Annotated in this window: 14 protein-coding genes; 7 read left to right on the top strand and 7 right to left on the bottom strand. The window is 69.4% G+C overall.

Annotation, left to right across the window (positions count from 1 at the left end; all coding sequences use genetic code 11):
* Positions 1–146: 146 nt before the first annotated feature.
* From FHY03_RS18525 to FHY03_RS18540, 4 genes are all read right to left on the bottom strand, one after another.
* Positions 147–671: a GNAT family N-acetyltransferase gene (locus tag FHY03_RS18525; protein ID WP_183932013.1), complete on the bottom strand. Its 525-nt coding sequence runs from the start codon at positions 669–671 to the stop codon at positions 147–149.
* 1 nt (position 672) lies between these two features.
* Positions 673–1095 carry a nucleoside-diphosphate kinase gene (gene ndk, locus FHY03_RS18530; RefSeq protein ID WP_183932014.1) on the bottom strand — a complete coding sequence of 141 codons (423 nt, stop codon included), beginning with the start codon at positions 1093–1095 and terminating at the stop codon, positions 673–675.
* Between the two features lie 74 nt (positions 1096–1169).
* Entirely contained in the window at positions 1170–1610 is a 441-nt protein-coding gene (locus FHY03_RS18535) for a DNA polymerase III subunit chi (protein WP_183921407.1), read from the bottom strand.
* 32 nt (positions 1611–1642) lie between these two features.
* Positions 1643–3097, bottom strand: a complete 1455-nt coding sequence (locus tag FHY03_RS18540; protein ID WP_183932015.1) for a leucyl aminopeptidase — start codon at positions 3095–3097, stop codon at positions 1643–1645.
* Between the two features lie 145 nt (positions 3098–3242).
* On the opposite strand from FHY03_RS18540, the gene FHY03_RS18545 reads away from it, so the two are divergent.
* From FHY03_RS18545 to rsmA, 4 genes are all read left to right on the top strand, one after another.
* Positions 3243–5486 (top strand): LPS assembly protein LptD, encoded by a 2244-nt coding sequence (locus FHY03_RS18545; protein WP_311722321.1) that lies wholly within the window; start codon positions 3243–3245, stop codon positions 5484–5486.
* A 111-nt stretch (positions 5487–5597) separates the two neighbouring features.
* Positions 5598–6977 carry a peptidylprolyl isomerase gene (locus FHY03_RS18550; RefSeq protein WP_183920336.1) on the top strand — a complete coding sequence of 460 codons (1380 nt, stop codon included), beginning with the start codon at positions 5598–5600 and terminating at the stop codon, positions 6975–6977.
* Between the two features lie 34 nt (positions 6978–7011).
* The gene (gene pdxA, locus FHY03_RS18555; protein WP_221190349.1) at positions 7012–7989 is read left to right on the top strand and encodes a 4-hydroxythreonine-4-phosphate dehydrogenase PdxA; all 978 of its coding nucleotides are present in this window, start codon (positions 7012–7014) and stop codon (positions 7987–7989) included.
* On the top strand, positions 7986–8819 hold the full coding sequence (gene rsmA, locus FHY03_RS18560; protein ID WP_183932017.1) for a 16S rRNA (adenine(1518)-N(6)/adenine(1519)-N(6))-dimethyltransferase RsmA: 834 nt from the start codon (positions 7986–7988) through the stop codon (positions 8817–8819). Before pdxA ends, rsmA begins: the two co-directional genes overlap by 4 nt.
* Positions 8820–8994: 175 nt before the next feature.
* On the opposite strand, the gene greA is transcribed toward rsmA, so the two are convergent.
* The 3 genes from greA to carA form a co-directional block, all read right to left on the bottom strand.
* A complete protein-coding gene (gene greA / locus FHY03_RS18565; RefSeq protein WP_132907901.1) occupies positions 8995–9471 on the bottom strand; it encodes a transcription elongation factor GreA in 477 nt (158 codons plus the stop codon).
* A 75-nt stretch (positions 9472–9546) separates the two neighbouring features.
* Positions 9547–12891: a carbamoyl-phosphate synthase large subunit gene (gene carB, locus FHY03_RS18570; RefSeq protein WP_183932018.1), complete on the bottom strand. Its 3345-nt coding sequence runs from the start codon at positions 12889–12891 to the stop codon at positions 9547–9549.
* A gap of 80 nt (positions 12892–12971) precedes the next feature.
* Positions 12972–14144, bottom strand: a complete 1173-nt coding sequence (gene carA / locus FHY03_RS18575) for a glutamine-hydrolyzing carbamoyl-phosphate synthase small subunit (RefSeq protein ID WP_183932019.1) — start codon at positions 14142–14144, stop codon at positions 12972–12974.
* Between the two features lie 95 nt (positions 14145–14239).
* On the opposite strand from carA, the gene FHY03_RS18580 reads away from it, so the two are divergent.
* From FHY03_RS18580 to rpoD, 3 genes are all read left to right on the top strand, one after another.
* Positions 14240–14695 carry a GatB/YqeY domain-containing protein gene (locus tag FHY03_RS18580; protein ID WP_183920326.1) on the top strand — a complete coding sequence of 152 codons (456 nt, stop codon included), beginning with the start codon at positions 14240–14242 and terminating at the stop codon, positions 14693–14695.
* A 297-nt stretch (positions 14696–14992) separates the two neighbouring features.
* Entirely contained in the window at positions 14993–16888 is a 1896-nt protein-coding gene (dnaG, locus tag FHY03_RS18585) for a DNA primase (protein ID WP_183932020.1), read from the top strand.
* Positions 16888–18924, top strand: a complete 2037-nt coding sequence (gene rpoD, locus FHY03_RS18590; RefSeq protein ID WP_183920322.1) for an RNA polymerase sigma factor RpoD — start codon at positions 16888–16890, stop codon at positions 18922–18924. The genes dnaG and rpoD overlap by 1 nt, the downstream gene beginning before the upstream one ends.
* Positions 18925–18999: the final 75 nt, after the last annotated feature.

An 18999-nucleotide genomic window follows, 5' to 3' on the forward strand; every position in this document is an offset into this window, starting at 1 on the left:
CGCCCTCGCCGCCGTCATGCGAAAGATCGTCACCATCGCCAACGCGCGCCTCCGCGACCTCCCACACCCCGCGTCACAACTGACTTGATGACGCCATGAAAGGGGTGACGCCAGCGATCACGGCGTTGTGTAGGGAGAAACGCGCTCTACACCGCCCGCCCGTAGACGCGATCGTCGTGCCAGGTCGCGCCGACGAGGAAACGCCGTTCGCCTATCACTGCGAAACCGTGCTTCTCGTAGAAGCGATGCGCGCGCCGGTTGCCGCCGTACACGCCGAGCAGCACACGGCCGCGTCCCGCTTTGCGCGCGTCGTCGAGCGCACGCGCGATCAGTGCCGCGCCCAATCCAGTGCCGTGATACGGTGCCAGCGCGTAGATTCGCTTGAGCTCGATATCACCCGGCTTCGGCACCACTGGCAGGTCGGGTTCGGTGAGCAACGTGTAGCCCACCGGCGCGGCGCCCGGCTCGACCTCGGCCAGCGTCGCGATCCCGCCCTCGACCAGATAGCGCGCGAACGCCGCCGCACTGCTGTTGCGCCCGACGTGGGCGACGATGTCGGCGCCGTCGAGCACGCCCGCGAACGCCTCGAGGAAGGTCGCGCCCGCGACCAGCGCGAGCGCGTCCGAGTCCACGGCGCTGGCGCGACGCAGTCGCCACGCCGGCACCGTCATCTCAGCCGACGATCTCTTCGGGCTTGAAGAAGTACGCGATCTCGATCGCGGCATTCTCGTCCGAGTCCGAACCATGTACCGAGTTCGCCTCGATCGACTCCGCCAGCTCCTTGCGGATCGTGCCCGGGGCGGCGTTCTCGGGGTTGGTCGCGCCCATGATGTCGCGGTTGCGCTGCACCGCGTTCTCGCCCTCGAGCACCTGGACGACCACCGGACCCGAGATCATGAAGCTGACCAGGTCACCGAAGAACGGCCGCTCCTTATGGACGGCGTAGAAGCCCTCGGCCTGCTCCTTGGTCATCCGGATGCGCTTGGACGCGACGACGCGGAGCCCCGCTTCCTCCAGCATCTTGGTGACGGCGCCGGTCAGGTTGCGACGCGTCGCGTCGGGCTTGATGATCGAGAAGGTACGGTTCGCGGCCATGACGGTCACGGGCTCCTGCTTTTAGATAAGGGAAGTGGCGCTCCCCTAGGCGGGGGCGCGGCGCGAGGCAAGCGCTACGCCGCCTGCTCCCAGCGCCCGCTCTCGTTCTGTTTCCAATAGCGCCGCGCCACACCGGGACGCTCCGCCAGCGCTTTCCAGGCCGCGCGCGCGGGCGCGATCTGATCCTCGGCGAAGAAGTGGAACACGCGGTCGAAGTCGAGCGCGTCGTCGCGCCACGCGCCGTCCACCAGTGCGACGTGGCGCGCGCCGTTGGCGGCATCGAGCGACTCCGCAATCAGCACCGGCTGGCGCTGATCGTCACCTTCGCCCAACCGCGCGTGCGGCAGGAAGCTGACGGGCGTGTAGCTCCACAGCAGCCGGTCGAGCGCCAACCGCTGCTCCTCCTCGGCGGCGACGATCAGCAGCCGCGCGCCGTTCGCCACCACTTTCTCCGCCACCTGCGGCAGCGCGCGCTCGAGCGGCATGCGGGTCAGGTGGTAGAAGTCCACCTGCACCGTCCGCTCGCTCGGGCCGCCCGCCACCGCGCTCACGCCTCACAGGCGTCCGCGACGAAGCGGTCGAGCACGCGCACGCCATAGCCGGTCGCGCCCTTGGCCCAGGTCGGCCCGTCCTTGTCGGCCCAGACCATGCCAGCGATGTCGAGATGCGCCCAGGCGACGCCCGCGTCGACGAAGCGCTGGAGGAACTGCGCCGCGGTGATCGAGCCGGCGCCGCGCGGGCCGACGTTCTTCACGTCCGCGATCGGCGAGTCGATCAGCCGGTCGTAGGCGTCCGCGAGCGGGAAGCGCCAGAGCTGATCGCCCGAGGCACGCCCGGCGGCGAGCAGCGCGTCGGCCAGCGCATCGTCGTTGCTGAAGAGACCGCCATATTCGTTGCCGAGGCTGACGATCATCGCGCCGGTCAGCGTCGCGAGGTCGACGATCCGCGTCGGCTTGTGCTCGCGCTGCACCCAGGTGAGGCAGTCGCACAGCACCAGCCGCCCTTCCGCGTCGGTGTTGATCACCTCTACGGTCTGACCCGACATGGTGGTGACGACATCGCCCGGTCGCTGCGCGTTGCCGTCGGGCATGTTCTCGACCAGCCCCATCACGCCGATGACATTGGCCTTGGCGCCGCGCTTCGCCAGCGCGAGCATCGCGCCCGCCACCGCCGCGGCGCCCCCCATGTCCCACTTCATGTCCTCCATCCCCGCCGCCGGCTTGATCGAGATGCCGCCGGTGTCGAACGTCACCCCCTTGCCGACGAGCGCGGTGAGCGGCGCGCCCCCGCCCGCGCCGGTCCAGCGCAGCGCGAGGATGCGTGCGTCGCGACGCGAGCCCTGGCTGACGCCGAGCAGCGCGCCCATGCCGAGCTCGCTCATCTCCGCCTCGGTCAGCACCGTCGTCTCCAGCCCCAGTCCGTCCACCGCGGCGAGCACGCGCTCGACGAACGTCTCGGGGTAGAGGATGTTGGGCGGCAGCGTGGCGAGCAGGCGGGCGAGCGCGACGCCGTCGGTCACCGCGGCGCGGTCGCGCCACGCCGCGTCGCTACCCACCACGGTGAGCGAGGCCAGCGTGGGCCTCTGTTTGTCGGCGAGCTTGGTGCGATATTCGTCGAAGCGCCAGGCGCGCTGCGCCGCACCCGCGGCGAAGCGCGCCGCCGCCAGCGGCGCCGCGGCGCTAAGGTCGGCCACCGCGGCGGTGACGCCGCTAGTGAGCAGCCGCGCGGTCAGGGCGCCGCCGGCGCGCTCATAAGCGGCATCGTCACCCGCGCCGACCCCGAGCAGCAGCACGCGTCGCCCGCCGCCCTCGGCAGGGACGAACAGCTCGGCGACGCCGCCCGCCTCGCCGTCGAACCGCTGCCCCGCGGCCGCCGCGGCGAGCAGCGCGTCGCCGCCCTCGACCAGCCCGGCGGTGCCGCCGCCCTTCTGTACCGGCAGCGCCAGCACCTCGCCCGCGATGGAGGCGGTGTCGGGGCGGGTGGCGGCGAACGCGATCTTCATGCGACTGTCCTTCTCGATCATGCGCGTTGAATAGGGCCGAGCGCGTGAACTGGCAAAGCGTTGCAGCCGCGCCTGTGCGATGCGATAGGGCGGCGTTGCGCCGTCGCCATCCCGGCCGCGCGCGCGGGGGTGCAACGGAAGCGACGTGACGCGTAACGATCTTCTCGCCGGCGGCGCGCTGTGGCTGCTCGCCGCTGTCCCGGCCGCGGCGCAGGCACCCGGCGCACCGGTCGCGCCGGCGATGCCCGCCGCCTCAACCCCCGCCCCGGCCGCAGCGACCGAGACAGAGCAGGTCCAGTTCAGCGCCGCCGCGCTCGAATATGACACCGAGGCCGACATCGTCACCGCCACCGGCGAGGTACGGATGACGCGCGGCGCCGACCGGCTGCGCGCCGAGCGGGTGGTATGGAATCGCAAGACCGGCAAGGTGGTGGCGACCGGCAATGTCGCGGTGACCGATCCCGAGGGCGACATCGCCTACGGCGATTCGATCGAGCTGACCGACACGCTGCGCGACGGCATGGTCGACAACCTGCTGGTGGTGCTCGAACAGGGCGGCCGGCTCGCCGCGGTGCGCGGGACGCGCGAGCCAAGCGGCATCTACAATCTGGACCACGCCGTCTATTCTCCCTGCGCGGTGACCGATTCGGACGGCTGCCCCAAGGAACCCGCGTGGAAGATCACCGCCGTCAAGGTGACCTATGACGCCGACCGGCAGCGCGTCTCATACGAGGGCGCGCGCTTCCACCTCTTCGGCCTGACCAGCCCCTCGCTGCCGCGCTTCAGCCACTCGATCGCGCAGAGCAACGACAGTGGCCTGCTCACGCCCTCAATCGGTCTGACCCGCCTCAACGGCGCCGAGCTGGTGCTGCCGTTCAACTTCGCGCTCGGCCCCAGCCGCTCGCTCGTCATCGCGCCGCACCTCTTCTCCTCCGAGGTGCCGATGCTCGAGGCGCGCTACAGCGCGGTCAACGAGCTCGGCGCCTATTCGATCGCGGGCTATGCCACCAGCAGCCGGCGCAGCGACGACCTCTCGAGCGGCTTCGTCTCGGACACGACTCGCGCCTTCCGCGGCTATCTCGACGGCAGTGGACGCTTCCAGCTCGATCCCAACTGGAGCATCTCGGGCTCGATGCGGATCGTGACCGACCGCACCTTTCTGCGCCGCTACGACATCTCCAACGACGACCGGCTGCGCACCACGATCGCGCTCGAGCGGATCGACACCGACAGCTATTTCTCGCTCGCCGGCTGGGCGGTCCAGACGCTGCGGGTCGGCGATCGCCAGGGCATGCAACCGGTGGCGCTGCCCGAGCTGGACTATCGCCGCCGCATCACCGACGCGCCGCTCGGCGGCGTGCTCCAGCTCCAGTTCAACACGCTCGCGGTCGGGCGCAAGGCAGGCCAGGATACGCAGCGCGCCTTCGCCAGCGCGCGCTGGGACTGGCGTGGCGTCACCGTCGCGGGCCAGGAAGTCACGCTGACCGCTTATGCCCGCGGCGACGCCTATAACTCGGACGACACCGTCGCCACCGCGGTCGACCAGTATCGCGGCGTCGAGGGTTTCCAGACGCGCGCGATCGGTGCGCTCGCGGCGGACGTGCGCTGGCCCTTCGTCGGCGAGCTGTTCGGCGGGTTGCAGCGCTTCTCGCCGCGGGTCCAGGTTGTCGCCACGCCGCGCACGCGCAACATCCAGGTGCCCAACGAGGACGCGCGCGCGGTCGATCTCGAGGATTCCAACCTCTTCGCGCTCAACCGCTTCCCCGGCTACGACCGGTGGGAGGATTCGAGCCGCGTGACCTACGGCGCGGACTGGTCGCTCGACCTGCCCGGCGTCGCGATCACCACCAACGTCGGGCAGAGCTATCGCCTCAACTCGCGACCGAGCATCCTCCCCGATGGCACCGGCCTGTCGGACCGCTTCTCCGACATCGTCGGCCGCACCAACGTGCGGATCGGCGAGTTCGTCACGCTCACGCACCGCTACCGGCTCGACAAGGACAACTTCGCGGTGCGCCGCAACGAGCTCGACGCCACGGTGGGCTCGCGCCGCACCTACGCCAGCGTCGGCTATCTCCGCCTGAACCGCGACATCACCGAGCTGGAGGATCTGCAGGACCGTGAGGAAGTCCGCGCCGGCGGGCGCGTCGCGTTCGCGCGCTTTTGGTCGCTGTGGGGCTCCGCGGTGGTCGACCTCACCGACCGCGCCGAGGACCCGCTGTCGCAGGCCGACGGCTTTACCCCGATCCGCCACCGGCTCGGCGTGGCCTATCAGGACGATTGTCTCGAACTGGGCCTGACGTGGAAGCGCGACTATCGCACCGTCGGCGATGCCCGTCGCGGCGACAGTTACCTGTTGACGCTTTCCTTCAAGAACCTCGGCCGCTAAGCCCCTGTTCAGTTCGCTCCGGGCAGGAACGGCCGCTGCGGCCCTTGTCCGGGAGCCGTGGTGGACGCGATCGACGTGCGGCGACGCGATAGGGATTTCGAGACAAACGTGATGATCAAGACGAGGCGCGCGACGCTGACCCGCCGGTTGCTGGCGGCGCTGCTGATGGTGGGGACGGCCGGCGTGGCGATCGCGCAGACCGCCGCGGACCAGGACGGCGCCGAGCAGGAGGCGCAGGGCGTCGACCCGACCGGGCTCGGCCTGCCCGCCAACCTTCAGGTGTTCGGCAACGTCGACCCCAACGTCCGCAAGGCGACCGCGATCGTTAACGAGGCGGTGATCACGCGCACCGACGTCGACCAGCGCGTCGCGCTGATCGCCGCCGCCAACAACGTCAAACTGTCCGATCAGGAGCGCGACCGGCTCCAGCTCCAGGTGTTGCGCCAGCTGATCGACGAGACGCTGGAGATCCAGCAGGCCAAGACCGCCGACGTCACCATCACCAAGGACCAGATCGACCAGAGCTTCGCCCGCGTCGCCCGCAACTTCGGCAAGACCCCCGAGCAGTTCGCCGCCTTCCTCCGCGAGAACGGCTCGTCCGACCGCTCGATCCGCCGCCAGATCGAGGGCGAGCTGGCGTGGAGCCGCTATCTCAGCAAGCGGGTCGAGCCGTTCGTCAACGTCGGTGACGAGGAGGTGAAGGCGATCCTTGACCGGCTCGAGGCGGCCAAGGGCACGGAAGAGTTCCACCTCAACGAGATCTATCTCGGCGCGACGCCCGACCGGCAGGAGCAGGTGTTCACCAACGCGCGCCAGCTGATCGCCGAGATCGGCCAAGGCAAGGCACCCTTCGCTTATTTCGCGCGCAACTTCTCCGAGGCCTCGACCCGCGGCGTCGGCGGCGATCTCGGCTGGGTGCGCGCCGCGCAGCTGCCCGATGCGCTGGCTCAGACCGCGACGACGATGCAGGTCGGTCAGGTCGCCGGTCCGGTGGCCACGCCCGGCGGCTTCTCGATCCTCTACCTCGTCGACAAGCGTCGCGTCGGCAGCGCCGATCCGCGCGACTCGCGGCTCAGCCTGAAGCAGCTGACGATCAAGTTTCCCAGCGGCACCACCCAGGCGCAGGCGACCGCGCGCACCTCCGCCTTCGCCGAGGCGATCCAGAAGCTGCAGGGCTGCGGCTCGGTCGACAAGGTCGCCGCGACCCTCAACGCTGAGGTGGTCAACAACGACGCGATCCGCATCCGCGACCTGCCGCCGCAGCTGCAGAACATCATGGTCAACCTTCAGGTCGGTCAGGCCACCCCACCGTTCGGTTCGCCGACCGAGGGCGTGCGCACGCTGGTGCTGTGCGGGCGCGACGAGGCGCAGGGCGGGCAGCTGCCCGGCGCGCAGCAGGTGCAGAACCAGCTCGAGCAGCAGCGCGTCAACCTGCGCGCACAGCAGGCACTCCGCGATCTGCGCCGCGACGCGGTGATCGAGTATCGCTGAGGGCCGCCGCGTGACCCAGCCGATCGTCATCTCGATGGGGGATCCCGCGGGGATCGGGCCGGAGACGATCGCCAAGGCGTGGATGGAACGCGAGGCCCGCGCGCTGCCGCCGTTCGTCGCGGTCGGCGACGGGCGAGCGGTGGCACGCGTATGGGACGGACCGATCGCGCCGGTGAGCGACCTTGCCGTGGTGGACCGCGTCTTCGCCGAGGCCTTGCCCGTCCTCACCGTGCAGGACGCGGGCGAGATCGTGCCGGGGCAACCAGATGCCGACGGCGCGCGCTGCGCGCTCCACGCACTGGAGCTCGCCGCCGGGCTGGTACGCTCGGGCGCCGGCCGCGCCCTGGTGACCGGACCGGTGTCCAAGTCGCAGCTCTATGGCGTCGGCTTCACGCATCCGGGCCAGACCGAGTTCGTCGCCGAGCGCTGCGGCATCGCGCGCGACAACGCGGTGATGATGCTGGCTGGTCCGGGGCTGCGCGTGGTGCCGATCACCACCCACGTCGCGCTCGCTTCCGTGTCGGGGCTGCTGAGCGTCGAGCTGATCGTCGCCAAGGCACGCGTGACCGCGCGCGGGCTGACGCGCAACTTCGGGATCGCCGCGCCGCGGCTCGCCTTCGCGGGCTTCAACCCACACGCGGGGGAGGAGGGTACGATGGGGCGCGAGGAGATCGACGTGATCCGCCCGGCGATCGAGCAGCTCGTCGCCGAGGGCATCGATGCGCGCGGCCCCTTCCCCGCCGACACGATGTTCCACGCGCGCGCGCGGGAGCAGTATGACGCGGCCTTGTGCTGCTACCACGACCAGGCGCTGGTGCCGCTCAAGACGCTCCACTTCGACGATGGCGTTAACATCACGCTGGGGCTGCCGATCGTGCGCACCTCGCCCGATCACGGCACCGCCTTCGGTATCGCCGGCACGGGCGTGGCACACCCCGGCGCGACGATCGCCGCGATCGCCATGGCAGACGCCGCGGCCCGCCAGCGCGCGCTCTGCGCAGCACCGGCGTGAGTGACGGTCCAGCGCCGGCGACGCTGCCGCCGCTACGCGACGTCATCGCGCGCTATGGACTGAATGCGTCCAAGGCGCTGGGGCAGAACTTCCTGTTCGACTCGCAGCTGCTCGCCCGCATCGCGCGCGTTCCCGGCGATCTCGCCGGCGCGGAGGTGCTCGAGGTCGGTCCCGGCCCGGGCGGTCTGACTCGCGCGCTGCTCGCCGCGGGGGCGCGCGTCACCGCGATCGAGCGCGATCGCCGCTGCATCCCAGCGCTGGCTGAGCTGGGCGGGGCCTTTCCGGGGCGGCTCGTGGTGATCGAAGGCGACGCCACCGCGATCGACGCGCGCGCGCTGTTCACCAGCGCGCCGCACATCGTCTCCAACCTGCCCTACAACGTCGGCACCGCTCTGCTGGTCGGCTGGCTCTCGGCCGAGTGGCGACCGTGGTGGCAGTCGCTGACGCTGATGTTCCAGCGCGAAGTGGCGGAGCGGATCGTCGCGCCGGTCGGCGGCGACGCTTATGGTCGGCTCGCGGTGCTCGCGCAGTGGCGCGCGAGCGCGCGGATCGCCATGCCGGTGCATCGCTCGGCCTTCACCCCGCCGCCCAAGGTGATGTCGGCGGTTGTCCATATCGTGCCGGGAGAGGCGCCGGACGGCGTGCGGCTGGAGACGCTCGAGCGGCTGACCGCGGCGGCGTTCGGGCAGCGGCGCAAGATGCTGCGGCAGAGCCTGCGCGGCGTGCCCGGCGCGATCGCCGCGGTCGAGGCGGAAGGGATCGACCCGACGCGGCGCCCGGAGACGGTCAGTGTGGCGGAGTTCGTCGCCGTGGCGCGCCGGCTGGGCTGAGGGCGCCCACGCCAGGTATCGCGGCCTTCGTACAAAAGCTGTTCCCCGGCGAAAGCCGGGGTCCGGTCGCGAAGGCTGTCGTGATACTCATCGGCGTCCCCCATCTAGGCCCCGGCTTTCGCCGGGGAACAGGGAGGGCGAGCAGTGTTGAGTGCAAAGCAGTGCTAGAAGTGCCTCAGATGAACTCGATCTTCGAGACCACATAGTAACGGTCTCCCGCCGGCACCGCGACCTCGACCTCGTCGTCGACGCTGCGCCCGATCAGCGCGCGGCCGAGCGGCGAGTTGTAGCTGATGCGGCCGGTCTTGGCGTCGGCCTCGGTCTGGCCGACGATCTGGTAGCGTACCGGCTTGTCGTCCTCGTCGATCAGCGTGACCGTGGCACCGAACACGATCTTGTCGCCCGACAGGTCGCGCGGGTCGATGATCTGCGCGCGGCTGAGCTTGTCCTCGATGTCGGCGATCGACGCCTCGATCTGGCCCTGGCGCTCCTTGGCGGCATGATATTCCGCGTTCTCCGACAGGTCGCCGTGGGCGCGGGCTTCCTCGATCGCGTCGACGATCTGCGGCCGCTCGGTCTTGAGGCGCTTGAGATCAGCGTTCAGCTTCTCATAGCCCTCTTGCAGCATCGGCATCTTCTCGACCGTCGCCATCGTCTATCCTTCGAATAACACCCCCCGAGCGGCCGCGTCGTCGCGACCGCCCGCACCATCCGGATTGTCTGGGGATCAGTTGTGCGGCTGCGAATAATAGGCCTGCAGCGGACGCACTTCAAGCTTGCCCCCGGAATTGCCCGCCACACCGGCGCGGATCGCCGCCGCGGCCTGCACCGCCGCCGAGGCGGTAGTGAAATAGGGTATCTTGCCGTTGACCGCCGAGGCGCGGATCGGCTGCGAGTCCTTGAGGCTCTGCCATCCTTCGGTGGTATTGAAGATCAGGTCGATCTTGCCGTCCTTGATGCGGTCGACGATGTGCGGCCGGCCCTGCGCCACCTTGTTGATCCGCTCCACCGGCAGCCCCGCGCGCTCGAGGTGGTCCGCGGTGCCAGTGGTGGCGACGATGGCGAAGCCGGCCTCGACCAGCGCGCGCACCGCGGGGACGATCGCCTCCTTGTCGCCCTGCTTCACGCTGACGAACACCGCGCCCCCGCTGGGCAGTATCGTGCCCGCGCCGAGCTGCGACTTGGCGAAGGCGGTGGTGAAGTCGCGGTCGATCCCCATCACCTCGCCGGTGCTCTTCATCTCGGGCGACAGCACCGGGTCGATCCCGGGGAAGCGGCTGAACGGGAACACCGCTTCTTTCACCGCGAAATAATCGATGTCGCGATCGATCGCGGGCAGATCGGCGAGCTTCTCGCCCGCCATCACGCGCGCCGCGATCTTGGCGATCGGCGCGCCGATCGCCTTCGCGACGAAGGGCACGGTGCGGCTGGCGCGCGGGTTGACCTCGATGAGATAGACCAGCCCGTCCTTGACCGCGAACTGGATGTTCATCAGCCCGCGCACGGAGAGGCCGTTGGCCAACGCTTCTGCCTGGCGCTCGATCTCGGCGACGATCTCGGGCGCGAGCGAATAGGGAGGGATCGAGCAGGCGCTGTCGCCCGAATGGACCCCCGCCTCCTCGATATGCTGGAGCACGCCCGCGACGACCACCTGATCGCCATCGCAGATCGCGTCGACGTCGACCTCGACCGCGTCGCGCAGATATTGGTCGATCAGCACCGGGGCGTCGCCGGACACCTGCACCGCGGTCTGGATGTAGTCCTCGAGCTGCTGGTCGCTGTCGACGATCTCCATCGCGCGCCCGCCGAGCACGTAGCTCGGCCGCATCAGCACCGGGTAGCCGATGCGGTTGGCGACGTTGAGCGCCTCCTCGCGGCTGCGCGCGATGCCGTTGGCGGGCTGAAGCAACTTGAGCCGGTTGACCAGAGCGGCGAAGCGCTCGCGGTCCTCGGCGAGGTCGATCGCGTCGGGCGAGGTGCCGAGGATCGGGATGCCCGCCTGCTCCAGCGCGCGCGCGAGGTTGAGCGGGGTCTGGCCGCCGAACTGGACGATCACGCCGACCAGTTCGCCCGACTGCTGCTCGACGTGGAGGATCTCGAGCACGTCCTCGGCGGTGAGCGGCTCGAAATAGAGCCGGTCCGAGGTGTCATAATCGGTGCTCACCGTCTCCGGGTTGCAGTTGACCATGATGGTCTCATAGCCTTGGTCCGCTAGCGCGAAGCAGGCGTGGCAGCAGCAATAGTCGAATTCGATCCCCTGCCCGATCCGGTTCGGTCCGCCGCCCAGGATCACGATCTTGCGCCGGTCGCTCGGCTGCGCCTCGTTCTCGGGCTCGCCGAACATCGGCGCCTCGTAAGTGGAGTACATGTACGGCGTCTTGGCCTCGAACTCGGCGGCGCAGGTGTCAATGCGCTTGAACACCGGGCGGACACCCAGCTTGATGCGGTGCTGGCGCACCTCCGCCTCGGTCACGCCGCCGGTCATCGCCTTGACGGCCTCGTGGATCAGCCCCGAGCCGCGCGCGATGCCGCGCTCCATGCCGCGCAGGTTGGCCGACTGGAGCGCGAGCCAGGCGAGCCGCTTGTCGGAGAAGCCCATCGCCTTGAGCCGGCGCATGCCCGGCGCGTCGATCGGCAGGCCGTTCGCCATCACCTCGGCCTCGGCGGCGACGATCTCGGCGATCCGCTCGAGGAACCAGGGGTCGTACTTGGCGATGGCGTGCACCTCCGCGACGGTGAAGCCCTCGCGCAGCGCCTGGGCGGCGACGAGCAGCCGGTCGGGCGTCGGCGCGGCGAGCGCGGCCTCGATCTCGGCGCGCGGCGCGCCGACGAGCCGCTCGACCTGATCGAAGCCCGACAGGCCGGTCTCCAGCCCCCGCAGCGCCTTCTGCATCGACTCGTGGATGTTGCGTCCGATCGCCATGACCTCGCCGACCGACTTCATCGCGGTGCCGAGCGTCGCCTGCGCACCCTTGAACTTCTCGAAGGCGAAGCGCGGGATCTTGGTGACGACATAGTCGATCGTCGGCTCGAACGAGGCCGGGGTGGCACCGGTGATGTCGTTCTCGATCTCGTCGAGCGTGTAGCCCACCGCCAGCTTGGCGGCGACCTTGGCGATCGGGAAGCCGGTCGCCTTGCTCGCCAGCGCCGAGGAGCGCGACACGCGCGGGTTCATCTCGATGACGATGAGCCGCCCGTCCTTGGGGTTGACCGCGAACTGGACGTTGGAGCCGCCGGTCTCGACGCCGATCTCGCGCAGCACCGCGATGCTGGCGTTGCGCATGATCTGATATTCCTTGTCGGTCAGCGTCAGCGCCGGCGCGACGGTGATGGAGTCGCCAGTATGGACGCCCATCGGATCGATGTTCTCGATCGAGCAGATGATGATGCAATTGTCCGCGCGGTCGCGGACCACCTCCATCTCATATTCCTTCCAGCCGAGCAGCGATTCCTCGATCAGCACCTCGGTGGTGGGTGAGGCGTCGAGCCCCTTACGGACGATCTCGAGGAACTCCTCGCGATTGTAGGCGACGCCGCCGCCCGTGCCGCCGAGCGTGAAGCTGGGGCGGATGATCGCGGGCAGCCCGACCTTGTCGAGCCCGGCGAGCGCCTCGGCCTCGGTGTGGGCGATATGGCTGCGCGCGCTCTCCAGCCCGATCTTGTCCATCGCGTCGCGGAACTTGAGCCGGTCCTCGGCCTTGTCGATCGCCTCTGCGTCGGCGCCGATCATCTGGACGCCGTATTTTGCCAGCGTGCCGTCGCGGAACAGCGCCAGCGCGGTGTTGAGCGCGGTCTGGCCCCCCATCGTCGGGAGCACCGCGTCGGGGCGCTCCTTGGCGATGATCGTGGCGACCACCTCGGGGGTGATCGGCTCGACGTAGGTGGCGTCGGCGAGCTCGGGATCGGTCATGATCGTCGCCGGGTTCGAGTTGACCAGGACGATGCGATAGCCCTCTTCCTTGAGCGCCTTGATGGCCTGCGTGCCGGAATAGTCGAACTCGCACGCCTGGCCGATGATGATCGGCCCCGCGCCGATGACGAGGATCGAGGAGATGTCGGTGCGTTTGGGCATGCGTCAGGTCCTGCCTTCAAGGCTTCTTTGTTTCGGGCACGGGCACCGCCGCTCGCCCGCTATGTCGTCGCGTCGCGGCGTCAGCCCGCGCGCAGCGCTCCCACGAACCGCTCGAACAGGTACAGGCTGTCCTGCGGCCCGGGGCTCGCCTCGGGGTGATATTGCACGCTGAACGCCGGCCGGTCGGTCAGCTCTATCCCCGCGTTCGACCCGTCGAACAGCGACACGTGCGTCTCGCGCGCGTTGGCGGGCAGCGTCTCGCGCTCCACCGCGAAGCCGTGGTTCATGCTGGTGATCTCGACCGCGCCGTCGCTGAGCCGCTTGACCGGGTGGTTGGCGCCGCGGTGGCCCTGAAACATCTTGGTCGTCCGCGCCCCCACCGCCAGCGCGAGCAGCTGGTGGCCAAGGCAGATGCCGAACAGCGGCTTGCCCGTGCCGAGGAGCTGGCGGATCACCGGCACGGCGTATTCGCCGGTCGCGGCGGGATCGCCGGGGCCGTTGGAGAGGAAGATGCCATCGGGCGCGAGCGCCATGATCTCGTCGAAGGTCGCGGTCGCGGGTACCACCGACACCTTCGCCCCGGCCTGAACGAGATTGCGGAAGATGTTGAACTTGCTGCCGTAATCCACCGCGACCACGTGCGGCCGCGCGCCCTTGCCACCGCCGTCATAGCCGAAGCCGAGCCGCCAGATGCCGCCCTCCCAGCTGCCATGCGTCTCGCGCGTGACATCCTTGGCGAGGTCCATCCCCTCCAGCCCGGGCCAGCCGCGCGCCAGCTTGAGCAGGAGGTCGAGATCGAACTGCCCGTCGGGCGCGTGCGCCACCACGCCGGTCGGGGCCCCGCCGCCGCGGATGCGGCGCGTCAGCGCGCGCGTGTCCACGCCCGCCAGCCCGATGCGCGCGTGCCGCTCCATCCAGCCGGCGAGATTTTCCATCGCGCGGAAGTTGCTCGGCGCGGTCGGATCCTCGCGCACGATCATGCCGAGCGCGTGCGGGTTGTCGGCCTCGACGTCGTCGGGGTTCGCCCCGACGTTGCCGATATGCGGGAAGGTAAAGGTGATGATCTGACCGGCGAAGCTCGGGTCAGTCATGATCTCCTGATAACCCGTCATGGCGGTGTGGAAGCACACCTCGCCCACCGCCTGGCCGGTCGCGCCGAAGCCGCGGCCCCACGCCACCTCGCCGCTGGCGAGGACGAGGACGCCCGTCGCTCCATCCGGTCTGGGCGCGTGCGGAAACGTGGCGTCGGCCATGGCAGGCGGGCACTCCTTGTGTGGATCGGCGATGTCGCTAAGCCCCGCCCGCTAGAGACGCGCGCCGGACGCGTCAATCGGTTAAGGACACGGGTATGATTCGGGACGACATCAAGGCCGCGCAGATCGCGGCGATGAAGGCGGGCGACAAGGAGGCGCGCGCCACCATCGGGCTGATCCAGGCGGCGGTGAAGAATCGCGACATCGAACTGCGCACCGGCGCGACACCGGCGGACGACGACGCGGTGGTGGTCGAGGTGCTGCAGAAGATGGTCAAGCAGCGCCGCGAGTCGATCGCGATGTACGAGCAGGGCGGCCGCCCCGAGCTGGCCGCGGCGGAACAGGCCGAGGTGACGGTGATCGAGCGCTTCCTGCCGCAGCAGATGGACGAGGACGAGACGCGCGCCGCGATCGAGTCGATCAAGGCCGAGCTGGGCGCGGGCGGGATGAAGGACATGGGCCGCGTGATGGCCGAGCTGAAGGCGCGCCACGCCAGCACGCTCGACATGAGCAAGGCGAGCGCGCTGGTGAAGGCGGCGCTGGCGGGGTGAGGCCGGGGGCGGGGTGAGGCTTCGCGCGGGGACGCGGAGGGGCAGAGGGGCAGAGGGGCCGCGAGCGCTTCGCCCTGCCCGCCCCCTCACCCTTTCCGTCATCCCGGACTTGTTCCGGGATCCACCGAGCCGAACTTCCGGAAAGCGTCGCTCCCGCGGAACAGTGGATCCCGGAACAAGTCCGCGATGACGATGAAGAGCGTTCCGGGATGACGACCGAACGGGTGAAAACACCTCGTCCCACCGCGACACATTGCTCCCTGCGCGATCCCACGTCATAAGGGGTATAATGCGGAGGTGAGTCTCACCCCCGCCTTCCTCGACGAGCTGCGCGCGCGCACCTCGCTCACCGCGCTGGTCGGCAAGACGGTCAAGCTCACCCGCGCCGGGCGCGAGTCGAAGGGCTGCTGCCCGTTTCACAACGAGAAGACGCCCAGCTTCTACGTCAATGACGACAAGGGCTTCTATCACTGCTTCGGCTGCTCGGCGCACGGCGACGCGATCCGCTGGCTGACCGATCACCAGGGCCTCCCCTTCATCGACGCGGTCAAGGAACTCGCCGCCGCGGCGGGGATGGAGATGCCCGCGCAGGACCGCCAGTCGGCCGAGCGCGCCGAGCGTGCCAAGTCGCTCCACGACGTGATGCAGGCCGCCGCGGACTTCTTCACCCAGCAGCTCGGCGGCAGCGAGGGCGCCGCGGCGCGCGCGTTGCTCGACCGGCGCGGCGTGAGCGCGACGACGCAGCGCAGCTTCGGCTTCGGCTATGCACCCGACTCGCGCACCCGGCTTCGCGCGGCGCTGAAGGATTTCGGCGACCCCATGCTGATCGAGGCGGGGCTGCTGATCCAGGTCGAGGGCAAGGAGCCCTATGACCGGTTCCGCGGCCGGCTGATGATCCCGATCCGCGACCCGCGCGGGCGCGTCATCGCCTTCGGCGGGCGCATCATCGGCGAGGGCGAGCCCAAGTACCTCAACTCGCCCGACACGCCGCTCTTCGACAAGGGCCGCACGCTCTACAACCTCGACCGCGCCGCCGCGGCCGCGCGCAAGGCCGAGCGGCTGTTCGTGGTCGAGGGCTATATGGACGCGGTCGCGCTGGCGCAGCACGGCATCGGCGAGGCGGTGGCGCCGCTCGGCACCGCGCTGACCGAGGCGCAGCTCGAGCGGCTGTGGCGCGTCGTCGACGTGCCCTATGTCTGCCTCGACGGCGACGCGGCCGGGCAGAAGGCCGCGATCCGTGCGGCGCAGCGCGCGCTGCCGCTGCTCGCGCCGGGGCGCAGCCTCGCCTTCGTGACCCTGCCTGAGGGGCAGGACCCCGACGACCTGATGCGCGCGCAGGGGCCGGGCGCGTTCGAGCCGCTGGTACGGAGCGCGCAGCCGCTGGTCGATCGGCTGTGGCAGCACGAGCTCGCCGCCGAGCCGCTGACCACGCCCGAGCAGCGCGCCGGCTTCAAGCGCCGTCTCGGCGAGCTCGTCCAGTCGATCACCGATCCGAGCGTCCGCGCCGAATATCAGGCCGAGTTCCGCCACCGCTTCGACGAGCAGTTCGCGCGCAATCGCCAGCCGTTCCAGCAGCGCACGCCCTTCTACCCGATGGCGCAGCGCCGCCCCGGGCAGAAGTGGACGCCCCCGCCCCCGCCCGTCACCGAGGACGCCAAGCGCGTCGGCGCCGCGGGCGGGATCGACCGCGTGCTCGCCAAGGCGGTGCTCGCCGGGCTGATCCGTCATCCCGCCGAGATCGCGCGCCACATGGAAGTGCTCGGCGGCTTGCGCCTCGCCGAGGGAGCGCTCGGGCGCTTGTTCGAGGCGGTGGTGGATGTCGCGCTGGAGGATCGTCGCGGCGATCCGCTTGATAGCGGGCGGCTGGTCACCATATTGGCGCGATCCGGTTTCGATACGGTCGCGCACGACCTCTTGAGAGCCGATACGATGCCCTATTCGTTCACGCGCGCCGGCGCCGACGAGAAGCAGGCGCGCGACGACCTCGACGAGGCGATCGCGATCCTGGTCGCCCGGCCGGAGGTCGACGCTGCGCTGGCGGAAGCAACTTCCGCGATGAAGGCGCGCTTCACCGCCGAGGCGTTCGAACGACAAGTGGCCTTGGTGAATGAACAACGCGCGCTGGATGAGCGACTTGCAAATCTGGTGCAGGCAAACGAAGACGCCCGCGCGCTCGGACTTGAGGACGATTGATGGCGAAGATGAACGGTGGCGGTGGTGACGAGGGCGCGGAAGTGGCCGACGCTCCGCTGATCGATCTGAACGACGCGAGCGTCAAGAAGCTGATCGCGCGCGCCAAGAAGCGCGGCTACATCACCTACGACCAGCTCAACGAGGCGCTGCCGCAGGATCAGATGTCCTCGGACCAGCTCGAGGACGTCATGTCCGCGCTCAACGAGATGGGCGTCAACATCGTCGAGAACGAGGAAGCCGGCGAGGACGGCGAGCCGGAGGAGCGCGCCGACGACGACGAGGCCGAGCCGGTCGACAATGAGTCCGAGTCCGACGGCACCGCCCCGGCCCCCGAGGCGAAGAAGAAAGAGACGATCGACCGCACCGACGACCCGGTGCGGATGTACCTGCGCGAGATGGGCGCGGTGGAGCTGCTCAGCCGCGAGGGCGAGATCGCGATCGCCAAGCGCATCGAGGCGGGGCGCGACACGATGATCCTCGGGCTCTGCGAGAGCCCGATCACCTTCAACGCCATCATCGACTGGTCGACCGCGCTCAACGAGGGCACGATGCAGCTGCGCGAGATCGTCGATCTCGACGCGATGCTGTCCAAGGGACCGTCGGCCGAGCAGGTCGAGGGCGCCGAGGACGACAGCGGCGAGATCAGCGAGTCGAGCACCGGCCCGTCGTTCAAGGAGGAAGAGGAGCCAGAGGAGGCCCCCGCCGACGACGAGGACGACATGACCGAGCGCCGCGCGCCGCGGCCGTCCGACGATGAGGAAGAGGATAACACGCTCAGCCTCGCCCAGATGGAGGAGACGCTCAAGCCGCTCGCGCTTGAGAAGTTCGCCAACATCACCGCGATCTACCGCAACTTCTCCAAGATGCAGGAGAGCCGGCTCGACGCGATGGCGTCGGGCGCGGACCTCTCGGACGCGCAGGAGCGCAAGTACCAGAAGCTGCGCGAGGACCTCACCGCGGAGGTGGAGAGCGTGCAGTTCCACCAGAGCAAGATCGAGTATCTGGTCGACCAGCTTTACAGCTACAACCGGCGCCTCACCGCGCTGGGCGGGCAGATGCTGCGGCTGGCCGAGCGGCACAAGGTGAACCGCAAGGACTTCCTCGACCAATATATGGGCCACGAGCTCGACGAAGGCTTCCTCGACGCGGTGCGCGGGCGCGACAAGAAATGGGCCGCCTTCGCCACCAACGAGGCGCCCGCGATCGATCGCATCCGCACCGAGATCAGCGAGATCAGCCAGCAGACCGGCATGGCGCTCGCCGAGTTCCGCCGCATCGTCAACATGGTGCAGAAGGGCGAGCGCGAGGCTAGGATCGCCAAGAAGGAGATGGTCGAGGCCAATCTCCGCCTCGTGATCTCGATCGCCAAGAAGTACACCAACCGCGGCCTGCAGTTCCTGGATCTCATCCAGGAGGGCAACATCGGCCTGATGAAGGCGGTGGACAAGTTCGAGTACCGCCGCGGCTACAAGTTCAGCACCTATGCGACTTGGTGGATCCGCCAGGCGATCACGCGCTCGATCGCGGATCAGGCGCGCACCATCCGCATCCCGGTCCATATGATCGAGACGATCAACAAGCTGGTCCGCACCAGCCGCCAGTTCCTCCACGAGCAGGGCCGCGAGCCCACGCCCGAGGAAATGGCGGAGCGCCTGAGCATGCCGCTCGAGAAGGTGCGCAAGGTGATGAAGATCGCCAAGGAGCCGATCAGTCTCGAGACGCCGATCGGTGACGAGGAGGATTCGCACCTCGGCGACTTCATCGAGGACAAGAACGCGGTGATCCCGGTCGACGCCGCGATCCAGGCCAACCTCAAGGAGACGGTGACGCGCGTGCTCGCGTCGCTCACCCCGCGCGAGGAGCGCGTGCTGCGCATGCGCTTCGGTATCGGCATGAACACCGATCACACGCTGGAGGAGGTCGGCCAGCAGTTCTCGGTGACGCGCGAGCGCATCCGTCAGATCGAGGCCAAGGCGCTCCGCAAGCTCAAGCACCCGAGCCGCAGCCGCAAGATGCGGTCCTTCCTGGACCAGTGATTGCCGGCGCAGGGGCGCGCAGGACTGCTTGACCTTGATCAGCCGCGACGGTCGCTCGATCGTCGCGGCTGTTTT

Origin of the sequence: Sphingomonas sp. BK345, assembly GCF_014193845.1 — a bacterium.
In the GTDB taxonomy this organism is placed as follows: Bacteria; Pseudomonadota; Alphaproteobacteria; order Sphingomonadales; family Sphingomonadaceae; genus Sphingomonas.

Excerpts from the sequence above, each read along its gene's own strand:
- FHY03_RS18525 (WP_183932013.1), bottom strand. The coding sequence starts at position 671 with ATGACGGTGCCGGCGTGGCGACTGCGTCGCGCCAGCGCCGTGGACTCG.
- ndk (WP_183932014.1), bottom strand. The coding sequence starts at position 1,095 with ATGGCCGCGAACCGTACCTTCTCGATCATCAAGCCCGACGCGACGCGT.
- FHY03_RS18540 (WP_183932015.1), bottom strand. The coding sequence starts at position 3,097 with ATGAAGATCGCGTTCGCCGCCACCCGCCCCGACACCGCCTCCATCGCG.
- FHY03_RS18550 (WP_183920336.1), top strand. The coding sequence starts at position 5,598 with ATGATCAAGACGAGGCGCGCGACGCTGACCCGCCGGTTGCTGGCGGCG.
- pdxA (WP_221190349.1), top strand. The coding sequence starts at position 7,012 with ATGGGGGATCCCGCGGGGATCGGGCCGGAGACGATCGCCAAGGCGTGG.
- greA (WP_132907901.1), bottom strand. The coding sequence starts at position 9,471 with ATGGCGACGGTCGAGAAGATGCCGATGCTGCAAGAGGGCTATGAGAAG.
- carB (WP_183932018.1), bottom strand. The coding sequence starts at position 12,891 with ATGCCCAAACGCACCGACATCTCCTCGATCCTCGTCATCGGCGCGGGG.
- carA (WP_183932019.1), bottom strand. The coding sequence starts at position 14,144 with ATGGCCGACGCCACGTTTCCGCACGCGCCCAGACCGGATGGAGCGACG.
- FHY03_RS18580 (WP_183920326.1), top strand. The coding sequence starts at position 14,240 with ATGATTCGGGACGACATCAAGGCCGCGCAGATCGCGGCGATGAAGGCG.
- rpoD (WP_183920322.1), top strand. The coding sequence starts at position 16,888 with ATGGCGAAGATGAACGGTGGCGGTGGTGACGAGGGCGCGGAAGTGGCC.